Here is a 23,878-nt window from a genome sequence, read left to right as displayed (position 1 = left end):
TCAGGTGGGAGCGGCACCGCCCCCTGGGGAGACCCCCCGGCACAACGTTCAGTGGCCCCATGACGACCAGGGCTCGTGGTGCGACGCGGGCCGCCGATGGCGTGGCGTGCCGGGATCTTCCGGCTCCGCGTCGTGCGGGTGCGGCAGGCCGATCGGGTGCCCGTTCGCCGTGGGCTGCCCGTGCCTTCCCGCACCGTCGGTGTCGTCCTGGCCGCGTCTGCCGTTCTCGTAGGCGAGCAGCGCTTCGGCCAGCAGGTCCGCCAGGCCGACCTCGTTGCCGGGCTCGTCGTCGGAGGACTGCTCGGTTCCGCCGTCGCGGTGGCGCGCCAGCAGTTCCGCGGCCGATTCGAGCCGTTCCGCGGCGGGACGGCCGGGATCGGCGAGCGCCGAACCGGCGGAGTCGGCGCCCGCGGAATGCGCCGGGCCGAACTCGGGACGGGTCCTGTCGTGCGGGGACGCGTCGTCGCCCGGATCCGCGAACACGGACTCCGCGTAGGACGTTCCGGCGTAGTACGGCTCGGCGTAGGGAGATTCGGACAGCGCGCCCAAGTTCGGCGGCAACCCCGAATCGGCCGTTCCGAGCGGGTCGGACGTGCCGGACCGCGTCGCGTTCGAGCCCCACTGCGGGGAATCCCGGTACGCCTCCGGCTCGGCCCCCCAGCGCGGCGTCTCCGGCAGGGCGGGGGTGTCGGGCTGTTCGTCGGGATCGGCGTGCCGGGCGCGGCGCCTGCCGCCGGAGCGCGGCTCCGGCGCGGACTCCTGCGGATCGCCGTCGAGGTACGCGCCCAGGTAGCGGTCCGCCCACGACGCGCCGGATCGCGGCGGGTCGTCGGCCCGGTCGCCCAGCGGATCGGAGTCCAGCGGATCCGGGGCGGCCCGGCGCGGTGCGTCCTGCCCGGTGTCCTCCCGGCCGTGGCGCTGCATCTCCGCGAGGCTTTCGCGGATCTCCGCGAGCGACCGGCCGCGGGACCGGCGACCGCCTTCCTCGTACGCCGCGGGCGGGGCCGCACCGAAGGATTCCGGCGTGGCCGGGCCCGGATCGGCCGACCACCGCTCGGGGCCGCGCGGCACGGCGGAGTCGTCGAGGTGCTCCACGGCGCCGACCTGCCCCGCGGGGGCCGGCGGCTCGTCGTCCGGGATGGAGATCACCGGCATGATCGCGGTCACGTCCGGCGGCGCGACCGGCTCGGCGGCCGGGCTCCGATCCCAAGGGGCGCCCATGTCGGCGGGCTGCTCGTCGGCGACGGGTTCCTCGCGGCGCGCTCCCCGGGTGCGGAACTCCGGGAAGTCCTCGGCGCTGCTCTCGGCGCCCCGGTCGGCCGCGCCACCGGACCCGAAGTCGTAGACCGGGAACCCTTCGCCGAACGGCGCGGCGGTGACGCGCCCGACGGGCACGTCGACGCCGCCGTGACGGCCTTCCGCGGCGGGCGGTTCCGGTTCCGGCGCGCGGCGCTTGCCGCCGGAGCCCGCGGCGCCCGCGGTCGGCGCGGCGGGTTCCGGCGCGCGGGGCTCGGGCATCGCGGTGCCCGCGGTCTCCGACGCCGGGGTGGGCCGGTCCTGGTCCGCGGTGTCCGAGTGCGGCCTGCGGTCGTCGGCCACGCGGCTGGTGAGCGTGTCCATCAGCCTGCGCGCGGCGTCGCGCACGCTGCTCTCCCCCGGCTTGCGGTACTCGTCGAGCGGGTCGCCCGACGGGGACTGCTGCTCGGTGCGCGCTTCGGGTTCGGGTTCCGGCTCGGGCTCCGGCCAGGAGGTCTCCGGCGGTGCGGCCGAGGCGGGGAAGGCCTGCGGTTCGGGGTCCGCGAGGCGCTGCGGGCGACCGGTGCCGTCAGCGCGGCGGCGCCCGGCGGTCTGCCGCGGTGCGGGGACGTCGGTGCCGTGCGTTCCCGCACCGTCCGAGTCGTGCGCGGTGGTCTCGTTGACGGGCTCGGCGGCGGCACGCGCTCGCCGGGGGCGTTCCGGCGCGGGTTCGGCGACCGCTTCGGCGGCCTGCCCGGCGCCCGCTTCGGCGGCGGGCACGACGGGTTCCGCGGGCTCGGCGGGCCGCGCCGCGGTGCCCTGCGCTGCCGGGTTCGCGGTCGCCAGCGCCGGGAACTCCTCCAGCAGCCGGACCCGCGCCGAGTGCACCGCGGTACGCCACCGCCGGTCGGCGGCGTACGCGCGTCGCAGCATGGCCAGGGCCTCGACGTACTCCTCGGCCCGCTCGTGGGTCTGCGAGGACATGCTCAGCGATTCGGCGAGCAGGCAGTCCAGCTTGTGCCGTTCGGCGTTGGCCGCCGCGTCGTTGAGCAACCTGACCGCCGCGGCGAGCTCGCCGGAGGGCAGGTGCACGCGGGTCGCCAACGCCAGCCGCAGCCACCCCGACGGCCCGGCCGCCGCAGCCCGGACGGGCGTGCGGATCACCGGGAAGGCGGCTTCGACGGCCTCGACGCGACGACCGAGGTCCAGCAGCGAGTGCACCCGCTCCAGCACCAGGCGCGCCCGGATCTCACCGCTCTCCGCGGCGGGATCTCCGAGCCGGTCCAGCAGGGCCAGACCCGCCTCGGCCGCGCGAGCGGCCTGTTCGAAGTCCCCGTTGCGCCGCAGGTGCCCGGCCCGTGCCGTGCGCACCCGCGCCAGCAGCAGCCTGCTGGTGTCCCGGTTCAGCTCGGTGGCGGCGGCGTAGAGCCGATCGGCCTCGTCGAGCGCCTCGGAGCGTTCCGCTTCCCGCTGCTTGCCCGGTAGGGCCGCCGCGAGCTCCAGCAGTGCGTGCGCGCGCAGCGACGGCTCGATCCGCTCGCGCTCGAGCACCGGCTGCAACACGCGCAGCGCGACCTCGTGCCCACCGGCGGTACGCGCGCAGCAGGCTAGTTCGACGCGCAGCTCCGCGGCGATCTCATGATCACCCGCGCGCTCCGCGTCGCGCACCGCCGTGATGGCCCGGTTGGTCACCGCGACGCCGTGCCCGAGGCGGTTGGACGCGAACAGCGCCACCGCCTCGGCACGGAGCCGCAGCGAACGATCTCCGACACGTCTGGCCTGTGCCACGGCTTGATCGCCGAGCATCAGGGCAAGCTCGGGAACCCGCCAACGCATCTGCCAAGCGGGTTCGAACAACTCTTGCGCACCGCCCGGTTGAGCTCCGTGCACGCTGGCCAAGACGCCTCCCCGCCAGGATCAGCCCCGGGTCAACTTCCGGTGGGTGACACGATGCGGACGGGCGGCTTCCTGCCCCAGTCTGTCGATCTTGTTCTTCTCGTAGCCCTCGAAGTTGCCCTCGAACCAGTACCACTTGGCCGGGTTCTCGTCGTCGCCTTCCCAGGCCAGGATGTGCGTCGCGACGCGGTCCAGGAACCACCTGTCGTGCGAGATCACCACGGCGCAGCCGGGGAACTGTTCGAGCGCGTTCTCCAGCGAGCCCAGCGTTTCGACGTCGAGGTCGTTCGTCGGCTCGTCCAGCAGGATCAGGTTGCCGCCCTCTTTGAGGGTCAGGGCGAGGTTCAGCCGGTTGCGCTCACCGCCGGAGAGCACGCCCGCCGGCTTCTGCTGGTCCGGGCCCTTGAAGCCGAACGCGCTGACGTACGCGCGGGACGGCATCTCGACCTGGCCGACCTGGATGTAGTCGAGACCGTCGGAGACCACCTCCCACACGTTCTTCTTCGGGTCGATGTTGGACCGGTTCTGGTCGACGTACGACAGCCGAACGGTGTCGCCGACCTTGACGGTGCCCGCGTCCGGCTGCTCCAGGCCGACGATGGTCTTGAACAGCGTCGTCTTGCCGACGCCGTTCGGACCGATGACGCCGACGATGCCGTTGCGCGGCAGGTCGAACGACAGACCGTCGATGAGCAGGTTGTCGCCGAAGCCCTTCTTGAGGTTCTCCACCTCCACGACCTGGTTGCCCAGTCGCGGGCCCGGCGGGATCTGGATCTCCTCGAAGTCGAGCTTGCGAGTCTTCTCCGCCTCGGCCGCCATCTCCTCGTAGCGCTCCAGCCGGGAGCGCGACTTGGTCTGGCGGGCCTTGGCGTTGGAGCGGACCCACTCCAGCTCGTCCTTGAGGCGGCGCTGGAGCTTCTGGTCGCGCTTGCCCTGCACGGCGAGCCGCTCTTGCTTCTTCTCCAGGTACGTGGAGTAGTTGCCCTCGTAGGGGAAGGTGCGCCCGCGGTCGAGCTCCAGGATCCAGCCCGCGACGTTGTCCAGGAAGTACCTGTCGTGCGTCACGGCGAGGACGGCGCCCGGGTAGGTCGCCAGGAACTGCTCGAGCCACAGCACGCTCTCGGCGTCCAGGTGGTTCGTCGGCTCGTCCAGCAGCAGCAGATCGGGCTTGCTCAGCAGCAGCTTGCACAGCGCGACCCGGCGGCGCTCACCGCCGGAGAGCTGGGTGACCGCCGCGTCCGGCGGCGGGCAGCGCAGCGCGTCCATCGCCTGTTCGAGCTGGGAGTCGATCTCCCACGCGTCCGCGTGGTCGAGGTCCTCCTGGAGCTTGCCCATCTCTTCCATCAGCTCGTCGGTGTAGTCCGTGGCGAGCTGCTCGGCGATCGCGTTGAAGCGGTGCAGCTTCTCCATGATCTCGCCGACGCCTTCCTCGACGTTGCCGAGGACGGTCTTGTCTTCGTTGAGCGGAGGCTCCTGCTGCATGATGCCGACGGTGTAACCGGGCGAGAGGAACGCTTCACCGTTGTTCGGGTGTTCGAGTCCCGCCATGATCTTGAGCACGGTCGACTTGCCGGCGCCGTTCGGGCCAACGACGCCGATCTTGGCACCGGGGAGGAACTGGATGGTCGCATCCTCGAGGATGACCTTGTCCCCGTGCGCCTTCCGCACCTTCTTCATGGTGTAAATGAACTCGGCCATGCCCTGAATCGTAGTTGCGACCCGTGTCGGCCCGTGCACCGCCGTCGGTTGCCGCTCCACCGGCAGCGCACGTCCCGTGCTCGCCCGGCTCCACCGCTGGTCACCGGACCGCCCCGCACCCCCGCAGGTCACCCGCCCCTGGCCGCCGCGGGCCGCGGCCGGTCGACGCCGGATTCGCCCTGGACGGCGTCGAGCTCGGCGGCGAGCCGATCGGCTGATCCGGGAAAACGGTTGCCCCGCGCCAGATCCAGTCCCACGGCCGCGGCCTCCACCTCGACGGCGGTGCGCCACCCGGCGGCCGACTCGTACTCGCGGGTGTGCAGCCGCCCGGACACGAGCACCGGCGTGGTCTTGCCCACCACTCCGATCACCCCGTCGGCCACCCTGCGCCAGCAGTTGACGGTGACCACCAGGCGGTCGCCGTCCACCCACCTCTCGGCTTCCTTGTCGTAGCGCCGGGAATTGCCCGCCAGCCGGAAGCTGACGACCCGCTCGCCGCGGGAGGTCTCCCGGATCTTCGGCTCGGTGAGCACGGTCCCCACCACTGCCACGGTCGTCTCGAACATCACGGCCCACCCTTCGGAGCATCGGAGCCGTCCCTCGGCCCGATTCCAGAGTGCGCCGCGGCGATCACGCCGCGCTACCCCGATTTCACGATCTGTGCACAGATCGAGCGCCTGTGGACAACCGCACCCGAGATCGAGGCTGATTCCACCTTCGTGGGTCACCCATCGGAACGAGATTGCGAGCCCGAACCGGCGGCATCACCACCGGAGAGCCGCCGCAGCATCTCGTTGTAGGCGACCAGATCCGCGTCCCCGTCGGCGGCGGCCCTGCGGTCGTAGCGCCGGGCCTCCCGATCATCGGCGCGCGACCACTGGATCAGCAGCGCCAGCATCACCACCACCAGCGGCACCTCCCCCGACGCCCACGCGAGCCCGCCGCCCAGGTTCTGGTCCGCCAGCAGATCCGGCGCCCACGGCAGCGACAGGCCACGGTAGAAGTCCGAGCCGATCACGTTCTTGGACATCATCAAGGTGATGCCGAAGAACGCGTGGAACGGCATCGAGGCGAACACCAGCCCCACCTTCGCCAGCGACGGCAACGGCCGCGGCGCGGGATCGATGCCGATCACCGGCCAGTAGAAGACGTAACCCGCCAGCAGGAAGTGCGCGTTCATCAGCAGGTGCGCCCAGTGCTCCGGCAGCGCCGCGTCGAACAGCCCGGAGAAGTACAGCGCCCAGAACGAGCCGACGAACAGCGCCAGCGCCACGAACGGATTCGTCAGCCACCGGGTCAGCGGTGAGTGCAGGAACGCCAGCAGCCACTCCCTGGCGCCGGGCGGTTCGCCCTTCCCCGCGGGCTTGAGCGCCCGCAGCGCGAGCGACGTCGGCCCCGCCAGCACCAGCAGCACCGGCGCGAGCATGGACAGGATCATGTGCTGGCCCATGTGCACGCTGAACATCGCCGGCGCGTAGCGGCCCATGCCCGAGGACGTGGCGAACAGGATGCTCGCGCAGCCGAGCAGCCAGGCCGCGGTGCGGCCCACCGGCCACCGGTCGCCGCGGCGGCGCAGCACGCGCACGCCGTAGAGGTACAGCCCGGCCAGCACGAGCGACGCGGTGCCGTAGACCAGGTCGAACCGGCCGTCGAAGAACAGCTTCAGCGCCGTCGGAGCCCCGTCCAGCGGATAGCCGATCAGCAGCTCCGTGCGGTCCGGGACCGCGCCCAGCTCCGCGGGCGGCGGGGTGCGGCCGAGCGCGACGGCCACCCCGATCGTCGCGAACATGGTCAGCACTTCGATCGCGCCCAGGCGCAGCAGGGTGTCCGCGCCCTCCTCGACGCGCCGCACCGCCCGCTCCCGCTGGAAGTAGGCGATGACGCCGAGCACGGCCAGCAGCACGATCTTGACCAGGACCAGCAGCCCGTAGGTCGTCGTGACCAGCTGGTCCGGCGGAACCCGCACGAAGGAGTTGAGGACGCCGGAGACGGCCATGACGATCCAGCACACCAGCGCGATCCGGGAGAACCGCCGCGCCACCAGCCCGGCGTGCGCGCCGCCGCGCGCCAGGTGCGCCAGCAGCGCCACCAGCCCCCCGACCCACAACGTGGCCGAGAACAGGTGGAACAGCAGGCTGTTCGTGGCGATGTCGTGGGCGCCGCCGCTGGCGGAGTGGCCGGTGGCGATCACCGGGAACAGCCCGAGCAGCGAGATCGCGAACAGCACGACCGTCCAGCCCCAGGACAGCACGACCCGGCAGCCCACGGCGAGCACCAGCGCGATCCCCGCGGTCAGCAGCCACGCCTTGGCCTCTTCCAGCGCGTCGACGAGCCCGAACAGCACCTCGGCGCTGAGCACCTCGTGGATCGGGCGGCCGGTCGCGTCGGCGGCGGTGAACGGGACGAGCAGCAAGGCACCGGCGCACCACACCGCCGCGGCCCAGCCGGCGGTGCGCACCGCGGCGTAGCCGTCGGCGAGCAGTGGTCCGGAGCGCCGCGCGGGGATGCCGAACGCCGCCAGCAGCAACGAGCCGATGCACACGACCGCACCGGCCTCGGCGAGCACCCGGACGACCGGCAGCCCGAGGCTGGTGACCGTTCCCGGATCGGGCAGTCCGTAGGCGGCGTAGGAGTCGCTCGCCGACATCGCGGTGAGTGCCGCGGCCACCACCGCGGCGAGGATCCCGGCCGTGACGACCAAGATCCCGACGGTGGTGGACCTGGTGCGCGGGTCGGGCGTAACGGTCTCAGAAGCCACGCAACGAGCCTAACTTCCGGACTCTGACCTGCGGTTTCGGGTCGGACATCACAACGGTGGCAGCGGCACGGGGCCGGAGATGACCGGCGGAGACGCCACGCGAGGTCCGCCGCGGATCGGGCGGCGCGCTCACCGCCCCGCGGTGGCCGGCTGCTCCGAGAACCGGATGTCGCGCGAGCGGAGGTCGGTCCGCCCACCCGCCTCCGGGCGCGGGGCGGGCTGCTGGTCCTCGGGGTGGCTGAACACCGCGGGCTCCACGACGACGTCGGTGGACCACTGCTGGGTGTGCGTGTTCATCGAAATCTCCTCATGCGTCAGGTGAATCGGCTGCGGCGGGTGCGCGATCACGTCCGCTCGGCGGACGCTCGCTGCGCGGCTCGGTCGGCCTTCCACCGCTCCGCAGCTCTGGAAGTGCGTTCGTGCCGGACGTCGGCCCCGTCTTCGGCACCGGAGGGAGACCGGGCACTGCGGCGCCGTCCGCGATCGCGGAGGCACGAGTGCAGTGTGGATTCGACGAGGCCGAGATCATCTCGGCGGTTCCGGCGCGATGTCGATCGGGACGACCGCGGGGCGCCTGCGGCGGCACTCGCGGTCACCGGCAGCCGATCGCCTCCGGTACCCCGACCCTACGCCTTCCCCGCGAGGCGCACGTCGATCCGGCTGCCGCCGCACTCCGTGCGACTACCGCGCGGAGTGGGGGTAAGGTCAGAGCCGATCTTGATCGAGATCGGCTCTGCGCCCGGTGACCAGGAAAAAGCGCCCCCGGCAGGACTCGAACCTGCGACCTAAGGATTAGAAGTCCTTTGCTCTGTCCAGCTGAGCTACGAGGGCCCGCGCATCGCTCACGTGAGCTGCAGGAAGCAGGGTAACCGGCCACTCCGTCGACAGTGGTACCGACGCCATCGGCGTTGCAGAGCCGGTATCGAACGGCAAGCTGATCGACAACTCAGCCCGGGAACGGACCCCGCTACGGGTCCTCGAACCCGCTGAACGGTCACAAAGGAGTCACGGCCGCACGGCCGGAGGACGTGCGCCGGGGCCGCCGCGCCGCTCTCCGGCACGACGGCCCCGACGTCCGCTCACGCGCAGCTGCCGGGCTCCACGACCAGCACCGGGTCGTCCTGGCCGACCCCGGCGAACGGGTACTCGTCGACCGGAGCGGCCACGCCGTCGCGCACGTCGTAGGCGACGCGCTTGCCGTCGTAGGCGGGTTCGGTCGTCTGGCTCTCGTTCGACGCCGCGAGGGTGATCAGCACGCGGCCGTCCGACCCCGCCGGGGCGCACTCGTAGCCGAGCCGCGCGGCGACGCCGCCACCTTCGTTGATCTTGAGCGGCCGACCGTCCTGAGTGGTCATCTCGCGCGGGGCGCCGTCGGCGCCGAGATCCCAGACGCCGAACCACTCGGTGTTCGCCCCGACGGACTCGCTCACCAGCAGTTCCTGCTTGCCGTCGTGGTTGACGTCGAGCACCCGCATGGGCCGCGTACCGGCGTAGGCGTCACCGGTCAGCGTCGCCTCGGTGACGCGTCCGTCCACTGTGAACTTGAGGACCTGCCGCGAGCCGTCACCGACGGCGGCCAGCGTCGCGGTGTCCGGCGTCCCATCACCGTTCAAGTCCACTGTGGACGTCTCGGTCGAATCCGCGGTGGCGACGCCGAACGGGGCCAGGGCCATCGCCGCGGCCAACGCACCGATGCTCACGGTTACTCGAATTCCGTTGATCCCCACAGTTTTCTCCCTCTCGAATCCACCTGCTCGGCAGGACGGGAACCGCTCCCCCCACCTGTCCTGAAGACGCTCCCGAGCGCCGCGGGTTGCCCGCCGGGCCGGGAAATCCTCGCGTGCGCGGCCACGTGCACGCCGGGTGACCGGGACGTCAAGGCCTTGTCTTCCCGCCAGAAGCAAGTAGCCTCCGAAGTGCTGGTGGTTCGCACAGCTCTGCGAAAGCGGCGCTGCGCGAGGCAAGAGGGAACCCGGTGCGAATCCGGGACTGCCCCGCAGCGGTGAGTGGGAACGAACGCCGTCACCGGTCTGAGAAGACCGGTCACAGCACTGGGCGCGAGCTCGGGAAGCGACGGCCAGTAGGAACCCCGGTCCTCCGGGAACGCCCACGAGTCCGAAGACCTGCCGCCGGTGCGCGCGTCCACGCGACGCGCGCTGTTGCGAGGTCTCGCGGGAGGACCTGGTCGACGAGTCGCCGTCCGCGGCGACGGGTGCCGATCACGCCTGCCCGAACCTCGCAGAACTGTCGTCCAGCTCGCGAGGAGAGAGCGTTGACCAGCACCATCGGATCCACCGTGCTCGGGTATCCCAGGATCGGACCGAACCGGGAACTGAAACGGGCACTGGAGAACTACTGGAAGTCCCGCATCGGTGAGCCGGAGCTGCGCGAAGTCGCCCGCACGCTGCGCACCGACGCGTGGCGCTCGCTGCGCGATGCCGGTCTGGACTCCGTGCCGGGGAACACTTCCTCCTACTACGACCAGGTTCTCGACGCCGCCGTCACCTTCGGCGCGGTACCGCCCCGCTTCGCGGAGCTGGGGCTGAGCCCGCTCGACACCTACTTCGCGATGGCGCGCGGCGTGGAATCCGCGCCACCGCTGGAGATGACTAAGTGGTTTGACACGAACTACCACTACATCGTGCCGGAGATCGGCCCGGAGACCGCGTTCCGGCTGTCCGACCAGACCGTGGTGGACCAGTACCACGAAGCCGCTGAGCTGGGCGTCAAGACCCGCCCGGTCGTGGTCGGCCCGCTGACGTTCCTGCTGCTGTCGAAGCCGCGGGACGGCGCGCCCGCGTCGTTCCGGCCGCTGGACAAGGTCGACGAGCTCGTCTCGGCCTACGCGGAACTGCTGGGCGAGCTGCACCGCGCGGGCGTGGAGTGGGTCCAGCTGGACGAACCGGCGTTCGCCGCGGACCGCTCGCAGGCCGACCTGGACGCGCTGCGCACCGCCTACCGCAGGCTCGGCGAGCTCGCGCAGCGCCCGAAGATCCTGGTCGCCTCCTACTTCGGCGACCTCGGCGATGCGCTGGGCGTGCTGGCGTCCTCACCGGTCGAAGCGCTCGGCGTGGACCTCGTCGCAGGTCAACGCACCGTCGACGAACTGCCGTCGGTCTCCGGGCTCCGGGACAAGACGCTGGTCGCGGGCCTGGTCGACGGCCGCAACATCTGGCGCACCGACCTGGACGGGGCGCTGGCGAAAGCGGCGACGCTGCTGGGCCTCGCGGGCGAGGTGGCCGTGAGCACCTCGTGCTCGCTGCTGCACGTGCCCTACGACGTCGAAGCCGAGACCGACATCGACCCGCAGGTGAAGTCGTGGCTGGCGTTCGCGGCGCAGAAGGTCGACGAGGTCGTCGTCCTCGACCGCGCGCTGCACCAGGGCCGCGACTCGGTGTCCGAGCAGCTGGAGGACGGCCGCCGGCGCATCGCGGACCGGGCGAACGCCGAACGGGTGCGCAACGACCGGGTGCAGGCCCGGCTCACCGCGCTCAAACCCGAGCACGCCCAGCGCGGGGACTACGCGAAACGGCTCGCCGCGCAGCGGAAATCGCTGCGCCTGCCGCCGCTGCCGACGACGACGATCGGCTCCTTCCCGCAGACCACCGACGTGCGCAAGGCTCGCGCCGCACTGCGCTCCGGCAGCATCGACCAGGCCACCTACAAGCAGCGGATGCGGGACGAGATCGAACGCGTCATCCGGCTGCAGGAAGACCTGGGCCTCGACGTGCTGGTGCACGGCGAGCCGGAGCGCAACGACATGGTGCAGTACTTCTCCGAGCACCTGGACGGATTCGTGAGCACCCACAACGGCTGGGTGCAGTCCTACGGGTCGCGCTGCGTGCGCCCGCCGATCCTGTTCGGCGACGTGTCCCGGCCCGAGCCGATCACGGTGGACTGGGCGAAGTACGCGCAGCGGCTCACCGAGAAACCGGTGAAGGGCATGCTGACCGGACCGGTCACCATCCTCGCCTGGTCGTTCGTGCGCGACGACCAGCCGTTGGGCGACACCGCGCGGCAGGTCGCGCTCGCCATCCGGGACGAGGTCAAGGACTTGGAGAACGCGGGCATCCGGGTGATCCAGGTCGACGAGCCCGCGCTGCGCGAACTGCTGCCGCTGCGTTCCGCCGCGCACCAGGACTACCTGGACTGGGCGGTGGAATCGTTCCGCCTCGCCACCTCCGGCATCGCCGAGAGCACCCAGATCCACACCCACCTGTGCTACTCGGAGTTCGGCGACGTGATCAACGCGATCGTGGCGCTGGACGCGGACGTGACGAGCATCGAGGCGGCCCGCTCGCGCATGGAGGTGCTCGACGACCTCAACGCGGTCGGGTTCGCCCGCGGGGTCGGGCCGGGCGTGTACGACATCCACTCGCCGCGCGTCCCGGAAGCCGGGGAGGTCACCGACCTGCTGAAGGCGGCGCTGGCGGCGGTGCCCGCGGAACGCCTGTGGGTCAACCCGGACTGCGGTCTCAAGACCCGCGGCTACGCGGAGGTGGAGACCGCGCTCAAGAACGTGATCAGCGCGACGGAGGCCGTGCGCCCGGCCTCCGGCTGATCCGAAGCCGGGGGCGGTAGTCGTTCCCACCGCTCCCGCCCCCGGCACCCCTCGTGCGGCCCCGTCCGGTCAACCGGACGGGGCCGTTCCCTTCTCGCGCCGCTCAGATCCGGGTGGCTCACCCTGTTCGCGGGCGGGGCGGAATCTCCAGCCATCGCAGCGCTTCGTCGGTCGCGGCCACGGCGTCGCCGCGCGCCCCGCCCTCGCTCCAGGCGACGAGCGCCGCGAACGTCGCCGCCTGGTAGCCGCTCGCGACGGCCGTCGCGGCCGCCCGGGTGATCTCGGGGACGCGCCCGGCGATGTACCCGGCGAGTTCCTCGATCCACGGCCGGTAGGCGGCTCCGGCGGAACCGGCGATCTCCTCCTGCGCGTAGACGACGCGCACCCAATCGACACCGGCGGACGCCAGCATCGGGTCGTGCGAGACCGAGGCCAGGACGCTCCGCCGGACCGCGTCGCCGACGGGGAGGTCGTCCGGCGTGGCGCGCAACGCCTCGCGGAGCCGCTTCGTGGCGGCGGGCACGCCGACCCACGCGATCTCGGACTTGCGGGAGAAGTGCCGGACGAGCGTGCGCACGCTGACCCCGGTCGCCTCCGCGATGTCGCTCCAGCCGACCGCGTCGTAACCGTGCTCGGTCCAGAGCCGGAACGTGGCCGTGGCGACCGCACCGCGATCGAGCACCGTCGGGCGACCGCGGCGGGGAGCGGGACCGCCCGCATCGGTGGTGGACATCGCCCGGAGGATAACCGAACCATTGTTTTTGTCTCAGTGAGCCAATAAGGTGTCGGGAGTCCTCGCAGTCTGTTGATCGGTGTCTCGTCAGTGGCGCAGCCACTGAGCAGTGACCGGCTTGAGCAACACGACCACCGGCGGGTCCTCAGCGGCTTCCTCGCGAAGACAGCGATTTCGCCGTGTAGGGCTGCCACACGAGAAATCGCGGCCACACCAGGAAAACGGGCAGCGCGGAAGCCGCTGAGCGACCAGCTACGCAGGTCATGCGGAAAGGGGCCCGCAGTGTCGTCGCACCGGCAGGGAGGTGGGTCATGGGCGTGCACGCCGTGACCGGATCCGCGTCCGGCATGGGAAAGGCCGCGGCCGACAAGCTTCGCGCCGCGGGCCACACCGTCATCGGGGTCGACGTCGAAGAAGCCGACGTCCCCGCCGACCTCTCGACACCGGAAGGCCGGCGCGCGGCGGCGGCAGGTGTGCTGCGCGCGGCGGGCGGGCGCCTCGACGGTGCCGTCCTCGCCGCAGGACTGGGGCCGGCTCCCGGCAGCGGACCGGCGGTCGCCCAGGTCAACTACTTCGGCGTCGTCGAGCTGCTCGAAGCCTGGCGGCCCGCTCTCGCCGCGGCGGAGAAGGCCAAGGTGGTCGTGTTCTCCAGCAACGCCACGACGACCACCCCGCTGGTCCCGCGCCGCACGATCACCGCCTTCCTCGACGGCGACCCGGAGAAGGCGATCCGCAGCGTCAGGCACTTCGGCCGAGCCGCCCCGCTGATGATCTACGCCGCGTCGAAGCTCGCGGTGAGCCACTGGGTGCGCCGCCGCGCGGTGCTGCCCGAGTGGGCGGGCGCGGGCATCCGGCTCAACGCCCTCGCCCCCGGCGCGATCAGGACCCCGATGGTCGAACGGCTGCTGTCGAGCCCGGCCGAGTCCCGGGCCGTCGAGTCGTTCCCCGTTCCCATCGGCGGCTACGGCGACGCCGAGCAGCTGGGCGACTGGGTGGTCTTCATGCTCTCCGACGCCGCGGACTTCCTCGTCGGCAGCGTCGTGTTCGTCGACGGCGGATCGGACGCCTACTTCCGACCCGACGCCTGGCCGCGCCCCGGACGCCTGCGCGAACTCCTCGGCTACGTCCGGAAGCTGAGGTCCCCCGACGTGCGAAAGCCCCGCGCCGCACCGTGATCCGGTGCCGTCGGCGCCCGTGCGCGGGGAGCTCCCGGCGACCGGAACCCCATCGGCTCAAGGAGGAGACGATGCCCCAGCACTCCGCGGCGCACCGCGCGCCGCACGTGTTCGCACCCGCCGCGCTCGGGCCGTTGACGCTGCGCAACCGCACCATCAAAGCCGCGACGTACGAGAAGCGGGCGCGCGGCGGCCTGGCCACCGACGCGCTCATCGACTTCCACGTCGCCCACGCCGCGGGCGGAGTCGGGATGACGACCGTGGCCTACTGCGCGGTCTCACCGGAGGGGCGCACCGACGGCCACCAGATCCACTGGCGCCCCGAAGCGCTGCCGGGGCTGCGGCGGCTCACCGACGCCGTGCACGCCGAGGGCGCCGCCGCGTCCGCGCAGATCGGCCATGCGGGCCCGGTGGGCAACCCCTGGAGCACCGGCGGCCCCGCGCTGTCGCCCGGCCGGACGCTCCACCCGCTGACCATGCGCACCACACCGGCGAGCCGCCTCGACCTCGCGCGGATCGTCCGCGCGCACGGATCGGCGGCCCGGATGGCGATCGAGGCGGGGTTCGACGCCGTCGAAGTGCACCTCGGGCACAACTACCTCGCGAGCTCCTTCCTGAGCCCCAAGCTCAACCACCGCAAGGACGACTACGGCGGCCCGTTGCGGAACCGAGCGCGCCTCGCGCTCGAGATCACCCGGGCCGTGCGGGACGCGGTCGGCGACCGCATCGCGATCCTCGCGAAGCTGAACATGGACGACGGCGTGCCCGGCGGCTTCTGGCTGGACGAGGCGGCCGTGGTGGCGCAGTGGCTCGAGCAGGAGGGCACGGTGGACGCCCTGGAGATGACGGTCGGCAGCTCCCTGCTCAACCCCATGTACCTGTTCCGAGGTGACGCCCCGGTGCACGACTTCGCCGCGCAGCTGCCGGGGCCGATCAAGAGCGCCGTCAAGCTCGCCGGCCCGCGCCTGCTGCGCGGTTACCCGTACGAGGACGGCTACCTGCTCGAAGACGCCCGCCAGATCCGCGCCGCGGTGGACCTCCCGCTGATCCTCCTCGGCGGCGTCACCGGCCGCGAGGTCATGGACCGGGCGATGGGCGACGGTTTCCAGTTCGTCGCCATGGCTCGGGCGTTGCTGCGCGAGCCGGACCTGATCAACCAGCTGCAGCAGCGGCCGCGCACCCGTTCGCTGTGCAACCACAACAACAAGTGCATGACCACCATCTTCGGGCGCCGCACCCGGTGCGTGCTGGCGCCTGCGCAGTCCCTGCCGGATGGCTCCGATGGGGACGCGGTGTGAACAGATGCCCGGCACGGCAGGTGGCGGCGGGGTCACTTTTGCACTACGTCTGCGCCAGGAGACGGGTTCGTCCCGTTCGCCGAGGGCGGGAGGACACCGTGGCGAGGAGTGATCGGCGCAGCCTCAGGTATCGAGAATCCTCTTGCCGCGCAACGAAATTCTCCGTTCTTGGACACCACCTCGGCGGGTTTTCAGATCCCAGGAGCACGCCCTGGTGACCCGCCGGAAGCCACCGCGCAGGCGGTTAGGGTGAGCAAGTGTCTGGGGAGCCTTGGAATCACAACGTGCACTACCACCCGCGCGTGCTCGACGCGGTGCCCGACGACTGCGACAGCGCGCTCGACATCGGATGCGGCGACGGGACCCTGGTGCGCAAGCTCGCCGCCAAGACCAGGCGCGTCATCGGGATCGACCGCTCCCGCTCGATGATCCGGGAAGCCCGCAAGGCCACCACCGACCTCACCAACGCATCCTTTGTGGACAGTGACTTCGTGGACTTCGAGGCGAAGGCGCGCGACGGCGAGTACGGGTTCATCTGCTGCGTCGCCTCGCTGCACCACATCGACTTCGCCTCGGCGCTCACCGGGATGGCGCGGATGCTCTCGCCCGGCGGCACGCTGATGGTCATCGGCCTGGCCCGGCACCACACGCCGCTGGACTGGGCGGTGGACCTCGCCGCGATCCCGGCGCACCGCGTGCTCGCCCGCCGCCACGGCGGCGTCACCGAGCCGCCCGGCATGCCCACCCAGGAGCCCACGATGACGTGGGACGACGTGCGCCGCACCGCGCAAGTGCTGCTCCCCGGCTCCCGGTACCGCCGCCTGCTGCTCTGGCGCTACTCCCTCACCTGGCAGAAGCCCGAGCCCCTCCCCCGCTGAAGCGAACGGTCCGTCCGTCCAATCCCACTGGACCAACGGTCCGCTCACCCCGAGCACGCCGGCAGCCACCACGCCCCGAGCACGATTCAGCCCCGAAGCGAGTGAACGGACCGTTCGCCCAAACCCGTTGGACCAACGGTCCGTTCACCCCACGAACGGCCTCCGCGAGCCACCCCCGAATCGTGCGGTCCGGAAAGAGTGAACGGACCGTTCGCCCAAACTCCTTGGACCAACGGTCCGTTCACCCCACGGACGGCCTCCGCGAATCGAGGCGGAAAAGTGAACGGACCGTTCGTCCAATCCTGTTGGGCGAACGGTCCGTTCACTTCGACGGGGCGGCGGGAGTCAGGTGCGGGCGGTGACGCGGTGGAAGGCGTCGACCAGATCGCTGAGCTCCGGTACCTGTTCGGCTTCGGCGAGGGACTTCTCCAGCGCCGCGTCGTGGGTCGGGCGGGCCTGCTCCAGCAGGGCGCGGCCTTCGTCGGTGAGCTCCGTGTAGATGCCGCGGCGGTCGTCCTTGCACAGGATGCGGGTGAGCAGGCCGCGGTCTTCGAGCCTGGTCACGAGCCTCGTCGTGGCGCTGCCGCTGAGTGCGGCGGCACGGCTGAGCTGCTGCATCCGCATGTGCCAACCGTCCTGGCGGCTGAGCGCGTCGAGCACGGTGTATTCGACGACGGACAGGCCGTGTCCGGTGCTGAGCGCTTTCTCCAGCGCCGTCTCCAGCATTCCGTGCAGCGCGGCGAGCGTGCGCCAGCCTTGCGCGCGCACTTCGACCGCGTCGTCGGCGATACCCACTCGCGCACCTCCTACCGGTGAGCCCCCACGGCCGGTGAGCTCGATCTCCCCTCCCAGTCTAGCAGCTTGCGCAGATAGAAGGCGCGTGCAACTATTTATCAAGCGTGCGCAACTACCCGCTCAAGCGTGGTTTCGGCTCACGCACCCTGCGCGTCGGGACGGCCCGCCCTGGGCACCCGACGGGAGACGCCACGAGAAAGCGAGCATCGATGAACACCGACATGTCCGGCCGCACCGCGCTGGTCACCGGCTCCACCAGCGGAATCGGCCAGGCGATCGCCGCGAGCTTCGCCCGCGCCGGAGCCGACGTCGTGGTCAACGGCAGGTCCCGCGAACGCGTGGACGCCACCGCCGAGACCTTGCGCGCCGACACCGGCGGCACCGTGCGCGGGATCGCCGCGGACATCGGCACCGCGGAGGGCGCCGAGTCGCTCATCGCCGAGCTGCCCGACGTGGACGTCCTGGTGAACAACGCCGGGATCTTCTCCGCCACTCCGGTCTTCGAGATCAGCGATGCCGAGTGGAGCCGGTTCTTCGAGGTCAACGTGTTGTCCGGAGTGCGCCTCGCCCGGCACTACGCGCCCCGCATGGTCGAGCGCGGCTGGGGCCGGGTGATCTTCATCAGCAGCGAGTCCTCGATCTTCATCCCGACCGAGATGGTGCACTACGGGATGACCAAGACCGCCCAGCTCTCCGTGGCGCGCGGCATGGCCCAGGAGGTGAAGGGCACCGGAGTCACCGTGAACAGCGTGCTGCCCGGCCCGACCCTCACCCCCGGCGTCGCCGAGTTCATCAGCAGCCGAGTCGGCGCCGACGTGCCGTTCGAAGAGGCCGAACGCCGGTTCATCGCCGAGGAACGCCCGAGTTCCCTGCTCGGCAGGCTGATCCGCCCGGAAGAAGTGGCGAACCTGGTGCTCTACGCGGGCTCCGAGGCGGGCTCGGCGACCACCGGCGCCGCACTGCGCGTCGACGGCGGCGTCGCCCCCTCCCTGACCTGAGCGCGGTGCGGGGCTCGCGGACAGCCGCGAGCCCCGCACCGACGTCAGGCCGCCGCGAGGTACTCGGCGAGGAACGGGCGCATCGCGGCCAGCATGCCGGCCGCGTTCTCCTCGGGGACGTAGTGCCCGGTACCCGGCAGCACCACGCTGGTCACGTCCTCTGCCACCGCATCGAACTCGGCCGCCATGAGGTCGCCGACGGACTCCGCGCCCGCGATCGTGAGCAGCGGCAGGGCTAGTTTCGCCTTCCTTCGCACCTGGTTCTGCTCGATGATCGCGTCGATGGCGCGGTAGTAATCGAAGCTGGCCCGCAACGCCTCCGGATCGCGCACGGCGTCGACGTACACCTGGACGGCATGCTCGGGGATCGCCGTCGGCGTGGCCGCCTTGGTCGCGAACTGGTGGCCGAAGTAGATCTCCTCCCGCCCTTGGACCAGCCGTTCGTTCACGCCGAGCGCGCGGTTGAAGTTGAAGTGCCACAGGAGATCGCTGGTCCGGCGATCGGCCAGCAGCGGCGGCGAATCGGACAGCCCCGGCACGATCGCTTCGGCGAGCACGGCCCGCTCCAGCACGCCGGGATGGTCAGCGGCCAGCGCGTAGCCGGTCCACACCCCGATGTCATGGGCGACGAGCGCGAACCGCTCATGCCCCAGCGCGCGCATGAGCCCCACGAGGTCGGCGGCCAGCGTCCCGGAGTCGTAGCCGGTCGCGGGCTTGTCGGTCAGGTTCACGCCGCGCGGATCGACGGCCACCACGGAGAACCGCTCGGCGAGCTCCAGGAGCACGAATCGCCACTGGTACCAGTTCTGCGGCCAGCCTCCGAGCACCAGCAGCGGCGACCCGCCACCACCCGCGAGGTAGTGCGACCGGAGGCCGTCGACCGTCACGTAGTGGTCGCGGAAGACGTCGGTGAACCCCGCTGGCAGTCGTGGCGCCGAGGCGACCGATCCGGGGCCGTGCGGGACTTCGGTTGAGGTCACGAGGAAACTCCGTGTTCGACGAAGGAGAAGAAGGACCGGCCGGTATCGCTCGGCGCCGAGCGGACGGCCCACTTGAGTGGCCCGACCCGGCCGGTTCGACCTACGCTAGCCATGTTGGAACGATCGGTCAAACATGGTCGAGGGGAGTGCGCGGATGGCAGGACGCAAGCAGTTCGACGTCGACGTCGCCCTGGACGGCGCGATGCACGTGTTCTGGGAACACGGCTACGCCGAGGCAAGCCTGAGCAGGCTGCTCGCCGCCACCGGACTCGGGCGCGGCTCGCTGTACTCCACCTTCGGCAGCAAGGAACAGCTGTTCCGGCTCAGCCTGCACCGCTACGCCGAGCTGTTCGGCTCCCGGCTCTCGCACGCGCTGCGCGCCCACCCCGACGATCCCGTCGCGGCGATCCGCGCCTTCTACGACGCCGTGCTGGAACGGCTCGCCGAACCGGAGGTACCGGCGGGCTGCCTGATCACCCGGCTCGCCGCGGAGACCGCCGAACTCGATGATCCCGTGCGCGACGCCGTGGGGAACGCGCTCGACGGGCAGCGCGCCGAGGTACGGGCGGCACTGCGCCCGGCGGAAGGGACGTCGTCGGTGACGGAACTCGACGACCTGGCGCTGTACGTGAGCGCGGTGAACCAGTCGCTCACCGTGCTGCACCTTGCCGGGACGCCGCTGGCGGACCTGCGCACCGTCGCCGACATGGCGCACTCCCACGTCGCCGCGGCCCTGCGCACCTGACCGCCAGGCGGCGCGCGCCGCGGGAGCACCCCATCCGGAGCGAACGGACCCTTTGCCCAATCCCGTTGGACGAACAGGCCGTTCACTCCACCCCCGCGGCTCGCTCGACACCCGGAATTGAGTGAACGGACCGTTCGACCAATGCCGTTGGACGAACGGGCCGTTCACTCCGTTGGAGCTTCGCTGGGCGGGGGGGTTGGTCCGGGTGGGTGTGGGGTGGAGCGCTTTCGTTGTGTGGATTCTGACGCAGTGTTCAGGCACGGACAGTGATGAGCTGATCTCACCCCGCACCGACGGACACGGAGGAAGCCATGCCCCGCGAGCAGCTCGCCACGATCGACCGCACCACCCCGGACCACGCCACCCCGACCCGCGTCGGACTGCGGCAGGACGGGCCGGACGCTCCCGAACCGGGCGGTCACCTCACCGCAGAGCAGGAGCTGGAGGTCGCGCTGCGCACCGCGGGCGACTTCCGCAGTTCCATCGCCGGAGCGGACACCAAAGCGGGCCTGCTGATCTCCGCGCTCGGCATCTGCATCGGCGGCGCGAGCAAAGCGATCTCCGCGCCGCCCGCGCTGTCGGACGCCGCGTCGAAGTTCACCTCGCTGGCGCTGCTGGCGGTGTCGTTGTGCGCGGCGCTGGGGGCACTGCTCTACCTGACGTCCGCGCTCACCCCGCGCACCCGCGTGCCGTCGGGCAGGCCGAACCTGTTCGCGTTCCCCACCTTCCAGCGGCACAGCGCGGCGCAGCTGCACACGGCGACCACCGTCGAGCTGTGCGCGCAGGCGTGGCAGCAGGCGGAGACGCTCGCGGGCATCGCGGGCACGAAGTACCGGCGGCTGCGCAACGCGTTGCGCTGCTTCTGCACCGCGCTGCTGGCGTTCCTGCTCTGGACCGGCCTGCTCCTGTTCCTGCCCGCTGCGGGGAGCTGAGCACTACCGCGCCGCGTACTCGGCGAGCACGTCACCTCGCAGCACGACGATCTGCCTGCGCTGCGTGCTGACCGCGCCGCATTCCCGCAGTTCGCGCAGTGCACGGGCCACCGCCTCCCGGGACGCGCTCGTCGCGCTCGCGAGTTCCGCCTGGCTCAGCGGGATCGCGATCGCGCGCCGCCCGGCACCGTCCGGAACTCCGTGCTCGCGCACCAGTTCCAGCAGCAGCCGGGCGAGCCGTTCCGCGACACCGGAGGAGGCGAACTCCACCCGGTGCCGGTCCGATTCCCGCAACCGGGCGACGACCCGGGTGAGCAGTTCGAACATCGCCTCCGGGTGTTCGTGCAGGAACCGGCGGAAGTCCCCGCCGGACACGACGTCGGCTTCGACCTGCTCAAGCGCGGTCACCGTGGCGCCGCGCGGTTCCCCGTCGACCGCGGCGAAATCGCCGATCATCGAGCCCGGCCCGCGGATCGCGAGCATCGCCTCGGTTCCGCGCGCCGACATCGACCACACCTTGACCCGGCCGCTGCGGATGAGCAGCACGTGGTCCGATTCGTCGCCCACCGAGAACAGCACGGCGCTCGCCCGCCACCGCCGCCGCCTCGACACCGCCCGAAACGCGGCCACCGCCTCCGCATTCCACCGTTCGCCCATGCACGCCCCCATCCGACATGCCGATGACCGCGCGGCACCGATCGTCGTCCGCGAACATCCACCGAAACGTGCGCGGTCGTGATCTCCTGGCACCCGACAGCCGTTGCCCTGGGAGTACACCATGATCGTGGACGCGCTCGACCGAGCTTGGCAGGCTTGGGCGGAACTCGGCCGGAATCTCGACGCCGAGCAGTGGGCTCGGCCGACGCGGCTGGAGGGCTGGACCGTGCGGCACGTGTTCGCGCACTGCGCGGACGTCCCCGCCATGGTCGGAGCCGCGCTCGACGCAGAGGACGCCGTCACCCCCGGGACCGCGCCGACGTTCGCGGACGCGGCACGGCTGCTGGCGTTGATGCAGCGCCCCGGCGGAGTCGCGCACACCGCGGCCGACCAGATCCGCGATGCGGGCATCGCCGATGACCGTTCGCCTGCCGAACTGGTCGACCAGTTCACCGACGTGGCACCGCGGACGATCGCGCGGTTGCGCGGCCAGGACCTCGACCGGCTCGTCCCGTACATCGGGCTGGGCACCGTGGCCGGGGGCGAAGTGCTCCGCATCCAGCTGATGGAGGCGGTGGTGCACTACCTCGACATGGCCACCGCGCTGGAACTGCCGAAACCCGGCCCGCTCGCGGGAGAACCGATGCGGGAGACCGCCGCGCTGCTCACCGCCGTCGCCGACCCGGTGCACCTCGTGGAGGCGGCCACCGGACGCGGTGGCGCCGAGGTCTTCCCCGTCCTGCGCTGAAAGCGCGCGTTCAGGCGGGCACCAGCGGCAAGGCGACGTCGAACCGGCAGCCCGGCCCGTCGTTGACGACGCTGATCCGCCCGTCGTGGGCCTCCACCAGACCTCGGGTGATGGCCAGGCCGAGCCCCGCGCGCCGCGTCGTCTCCGACCCGGAGTCCCGCGCCGTCCCACCGCGATAACCCACGTCGAACACCCGGGCCAGCTCGTCGGAGCCGATGCCGCCGCACGCGTCCTGCACCGACAGCCACGCGCGCCCGGCTTCCTCGCGCACCGCCACCACGACGGTCTCGTGCCGCGGGGTGTGCCGGATCGCGTTGCCCACCAGGTTGCGTACCACCCGCGCCAACTCCGGGTCGGAACCCCACACGACGGGCCAGCTCCGCGCCCGCACCTCCAGCGTCACACCACGGGTTCCGGCGAGGATGCGCTCCGATTCGGTGACTTCGCTGACGACGTCGCGCAGCGGCACCGCGGCGGGGGTGATGCGCAGCGCGCCCGCCGCGATGCGGGACAGCTCGAACAGGTCGTCCACCATGCCCGACAGCTGGCGCACCTCGCCGCCGATGCGGCGGGCGTACTCCACGACCTCGTCCGGCCGGTCCACCACTCCGTCGGCCAGCGCCTCCGACATCGCCCGCATCCCGGCCAGCGGGGTGCGCAGGTCGTGGCTGATCCAGGCGACCAGCTCCCGCCGGGCGCTCTCCGCGGCCCGCTCCCGGTCGCGGGCCTCCTGCTCCCACACGGTGCGCTGGGACAACGCCCGTCCCAGCAGGATCGCAACCGGCACCGTCACCAGCGCCACCGCGAAGCACACGATCACCGTGATCGTCAGCTGGTGGGAGAACATGAAGCCCGTCACCGCCAGCACCCCGACCAGCGTCGCGGCCAGCGGGATCAGCACCAGCACCGTCATGGCCAGCGCCAGCGAAGCCCGCCGCCGCATCGCGAACAGCAGCGCCGCCCCCAGCAGCGCCACCGGCAGCGAGAACCCGATGGCGTAGGGCGCGACGTGCGAGAAGGTGACGAACACGGCTCAGTCCCCGAGTCCGTCGTAGCGGTAGCCGACTCCCCAGACGGTGGCGATGCGACGCGGGCTCGCCGGGTCCGGCTCGACCTTCTCCCGGAGCCGGCGCACGTGCACCGTGACGGTCGACTGGTCGCCGAACTCCCAGCCCCAGACCTTGCTGAGCAGCTCCGTCCGCGAGTAGGCGTGGCCGCGGTGGGACAGGAAGAACGCCAGCAGGTCGAACTCGCGGGTCGCCAAGGTCAGCGACGTGCCGCCGAGCACGGCGGTGCGCGCGCCGGTGTCCACCTGGAGGTCGCCGTCGGCGATCCGGGCGCCCGCGTTGGGCTCCACCGCGTTGCGGGCCCTGCGCAGCACCGACGCCACTCGCAACGCCAGTTCGCCGGGGCTGAACGGTTTCACCACGTAGTCGTCGGCACCGGTGCGCAACCCGGTGATGCGGTCGGATTCCTCGCCGAGCGCGGTCAGCATGATCACGGGGGTGCTGCCGGCGTCCCGGATGCGGCGGCACACCTCGACGCCGTCCATGCCGGGCAGCATCAGGTCCAGCACCACGAGATCCGGCGGTCGCCGTTGCAGCAGGTGCAACGCCATCTCCCCGTCGGCGGCCTCCACCACCTCGTGCCCGTCCCGGCGCAGGTAGCGGCCGACGACGTCGCGGACCGTGGCGTCGTCGTCGACCACCAGGATCCGGCCGAGCTCGGTTCCGGAGCTGTTCATGGGCACATGGTGGCCCACCGCGGGGGGTCGCCACTGGCGGGTTGGC

The 23,878-nt window shown here is 71.6% G+C and carries 20 protein-coding genes, 1 tRNA gene and 1 riboswitch; of the genes, 8 read left to right on the top strand and 13 right to left on the bottom strand.

Features of this window, described 5'->3' with window-relative positions; translation table 11 throughout:
• Positions 1-48 precede the first annotated feature (48 nt).
• From BJ969_RS04430 to BJ969_RS04400, 7 genes are all read right to left on the bottom strand, one after another.
• Positions 49-3,024, bottom strand: coding sequence for a hypothetical protein (locus BJ969_RS04430; protein WP_184477550.1), 2,976 nt, complete (start codon positions 3,022-3,024; stop codon positions 49-51).
• A gap of 129 nt (positions 3,025-3,153) precedes the next feature.
• Positions 3,154-4,830, bottom strand: coding sequence for an energy-dependent translational throttle protein EttA (gene ettA, locus BJ969_RS04425; protein ID WP_184477548.1), 1,677 nt, complete (start codon positions 4,828-4,830; stop codon positions 3,154-3,156).
• Positions 4,831-4,958: 128 nt separating this feature from the next.
• Positions 4,959-5,396 carry a single-stranded DNA-binding protein gene (locus tag BJ969_RS04420; RefSeq protein ID WP_184477545.1) on the bottom strand — a complete coding sequence of 146 codons (438 nt, stop codon included), beginning with the start codon at positions 5,394-5,396 and terminating at the stop codon, positions 4,959-4,961.
• A gap of 158 nt (positions 5,397-5,554) precedes the next feature.
• Positions 5,555-7,588 carry a bifunctional copper resistance protein CopD/cytochrome c oxidase assembly protein gene (locus tag BJ969_RS04415; protein WP_343071220.1) on the bottom strand — a complete coding sequence of 678 codons (2,034 nt, stop codon included), beginning with the start codon at positions 7,586-7,588 and terminating at the stop codon, positions 5,555-5,557.
• A 129-nt stretch (positions 7,589-7,717) separates the two neighbouring features.
• On the bottom strand, positions 7,718-7,885 hold the full coding sequence (locus BJ969_RS04410; RefSeq protein ID WP_184477542.1) for a hypothetical protein: 168 nt from the start codon (positions 7,883-7,885) through the stop codon (positions 7,718-7,720).
• Between the two features lie 460 nt (positions 7,886-8,345).
• Positions 8,346-8,419: transfer RNA gene (locus BJ969_RS04405), tRNA-Arg, on the bottom strand.
• 248 nt (positions 8,420-8,667) lie between these two features.
• Positions 8,668-9,288 (bottom strand): FG-GAP-like repeat-containing protein, encoded by a 621-nt coding sequence (locus BJ969_RS04400; protein ID WP_184477540.1) that lies wholly within the window; start codon positions 9,286-9,288, stop codon positions 8,668-8,670.
• A gap of 206 nt (positions 9,289-9,494) precedes the next feature.
• A riboswitch (cobalamin riboswitch) is annotated at positions 9,495-9,733 on the top strand.
• Between the two features lie 127 nt (positions 9,734-9,860).
• Here BJ969_RS04400 and metE point away from each other — a divergent pair.
• Positions 9,861-12,149 (top strand): 5-methyltetrahydropteroyltriglutamate--homocysteine S-methyltransferase, encoded by a 2,289-nt coding sequence (gene metE / locus BJ969_RS04395; protein WP_184477537.1) that lies wholly within the window; start codon positions 9,861-9,863, stop codon positions 12,147-12,149.
• 118 nt (positions 12,150-12,267) lie between these two features.
• On the opposite strand, the gene BJ969_RS04390 is transcribed toward metE, so the two are convergent.
• Positions 12,268-12,882 carry a TetR/AcrR family transcriptional regulator gene (locus tag BJ969_RS04390; RefSeq protein ID WP_184477535.1) on the bottom strand — a complete coding sequence of 205 codons (615 nt, stop codon included), beginning with the start codon at positions 12,880-12,882 and terminating at the stop codon, positions 12,268-12,270.
• A gap of 311 nt (positions 12,883-13,193) precedes the next feature.
• On the opposite strand from BJ969_RS04390, the gene BJ969_RS04385 reads away from it, so the two are divergent.
• The 3 genes from BJ969_RS04385 (at position 13,194) to BJ969_RS04375 (ending at position 16,233) form a co-directional block, all read left to right on the top strand.
• Entirely contained in the window at positions 13,194-14,057 is an 864-nt protein-coding gene (locus tag BJ969_RS04385) for an SDR family oxidoreductase (protein WP_184477533.1), read from the top strand.
• A 71-nt stretch (positions 14,058-14,128) separates the two neighbouring features.
• Complete coding sequence (locus tag BJ969_RS04380) at positions 14,129-15,355, top strand: NADH:flavin oxidoreductase (RefSeq protein ID WP_184477531.1); 1,227 nt, start codon at positions 14,129-14,131, stop codon at positions 15,353-15,355.
• A 257-nt stretch (positions 15,356-15,612) separates the two neighbouring features.
• A complete protein-coding gene (locus tag BJ969_RS04375) occupies positions 15,613-16,233 on the top strand; it encodes a methyltransferase domain-containing protein (RefSeq protein ID WP_184477529.1) in 621 nt (206 codons plus the stop codon).
• Between the two features lie 345 nt (positions 16,234-16,578).
• Here BJ969_RS04375 and BJ969_RS04370 read toward each other — a convergent pair whose 3' ends face one another.
• Positions 16,579-17,028, bottom strand: coding sequence for a MarR family transcriptional regulator (locus tag BJ969_RS04370; protein WP_184477527.1), 450 nt, complete (start codon positions 17,026-17,028; stop codon positions 16,579-16,581).
• 209 nt (positions 17,029-17,237) lie between these two features.
• On the opposite strand from BJ969_RS04370, the gene BJ969_RS04365 reads away from it, so the two are divergent.
• The gene (locus BJ969_RS04365) at positions 17,238-18,026 is read left to right on the top strand and encodes an SDR family NAD(P)-dependent oxidoreductase (protein WP_184477525.1); all 789 of its coding nucleotides are present in this window, start codon (positions 17,238-17,240) and stop codon (positions 18,024-18,026) included.
• 44 nt (positions 18,027-18,070) lie between these two features.
• On the opposite strand, the gene BJ969_RS04360 is transcribed toward BJ969_RS04365, so the two are convergent.
• Complete coding sequence (locus tag BJ969_RS04360) at positions 18,071-19,006, bottom strand: alpha/beta fold hydrolase (protein WP_343071219.1); 936 nt, start codon at positions 19,004-19,006, stop codon at positions 18,071-18,073.
• 154 nt (positions 19,007-19,160) lie between these two features.
• On the opposite strand from BJ969_RS04360, the gene BJ969_RS04355 reads away from it, so the two are divergent.
• Together BJ969_RS04355 and BJ969_RS04350 are read left to right on the top strand one after the other, a co-directional pair.
• A complete protein-coding gene (locus BJ969_RS04355) occupies positions 19,161-19,751 on the top strand; it encodes a TetR/AcrR family transcriptional regulator (RefSeq protein WP_184477523.1) in 591 nt (196 codons plus the stop codon).
• 311 nt (positions 19,752-20,062) lie between these two features.
• Positions 20,063-20,683: a Pycsar system effector family protein gene (locus BJ969_RS04350; protein ID WP_184477521.1), complete on the top strand. Its 621-nt coding sequence runs from the start codon at positions 20,063-20,065 to the stop codon at positions 20,681-20,683.
• 3 nt (positions 20,684-20,686) lie between these two features.
• On the opposite strand, the gene BJ969_RS04345 is transcribed toward BJ969_RS04350, so the two are convergent.
• Positions 20,687-21,313 (bottom strand): cyclic nucleotide-binding domain-containing protein, encoded by a 627-nt coding sequence (locus BJ969_RS04345; protein ID WP_221315707.1) that lies wholly within the window; start codon positions 21,311-21,313, stop codon positions 20,687-20,689.
• Between the two features lie 148 nt (positions 21,314-21,461).
• Between BJ969_RS04345 and BJ969_RS04340 the strand changes: the two genes are divergently transcribed.
• A complete protein-coding gene (locus tag BJ969_RS04340) occupies positions 21,462-22,088 on the top strand; it encodes a maleylpyruvate isomerase N-terminal domain-containing protein (RefSeq protein WP_184477517.1) in 627 nt (208 codons plus the stop codon).
• Positions 22,089-22,098: 10 nt separating this feature from the next.
• Here the strand turns inward: BJ969_RS04340 and BJ969_RS04335 are convergent, their stop codons facing one another.
• Positions 22,099-23,118 (bottom strand): sensor histidine kinase, encoded by a 1,020-nt coding sequence (locus BJ969_RS04335; RefSeq protein WP_343071218.1) that lies wholly within the window; start codon positions 23,116-23,118, stop codon positions 22,099-22,101.
• Positions 23,119-23,121: 3 nt separating this feature from the next.
• Complete coding sequence (locus BJ969_RS04330; protein ID WP_184477515.1) at positions 23,122-23,832, bottom strand: response regulator transcription factor; 711 nt, start codon at positions 23,830-23,832, stop codon at positions 23,122-23,124.
• Between the last annotated feature and the right edge of the window lie 46 nt (positions 23,833-23,878).

Origin of the sequence: Saccharopolyspora gloriosae (genome assembly GCF_014203325.1) — a bacterium.
GTDB lineage: Bacteria > Actinomycetota > Actinomycetes > Mycobacteriales > Pseudonocardiaceae > Saccharopolyspora_C > Saccharopolyspora_C gloriosae.
This window is presented reverse-complemented; position numbering and strand designations above follow the sequence as displayed.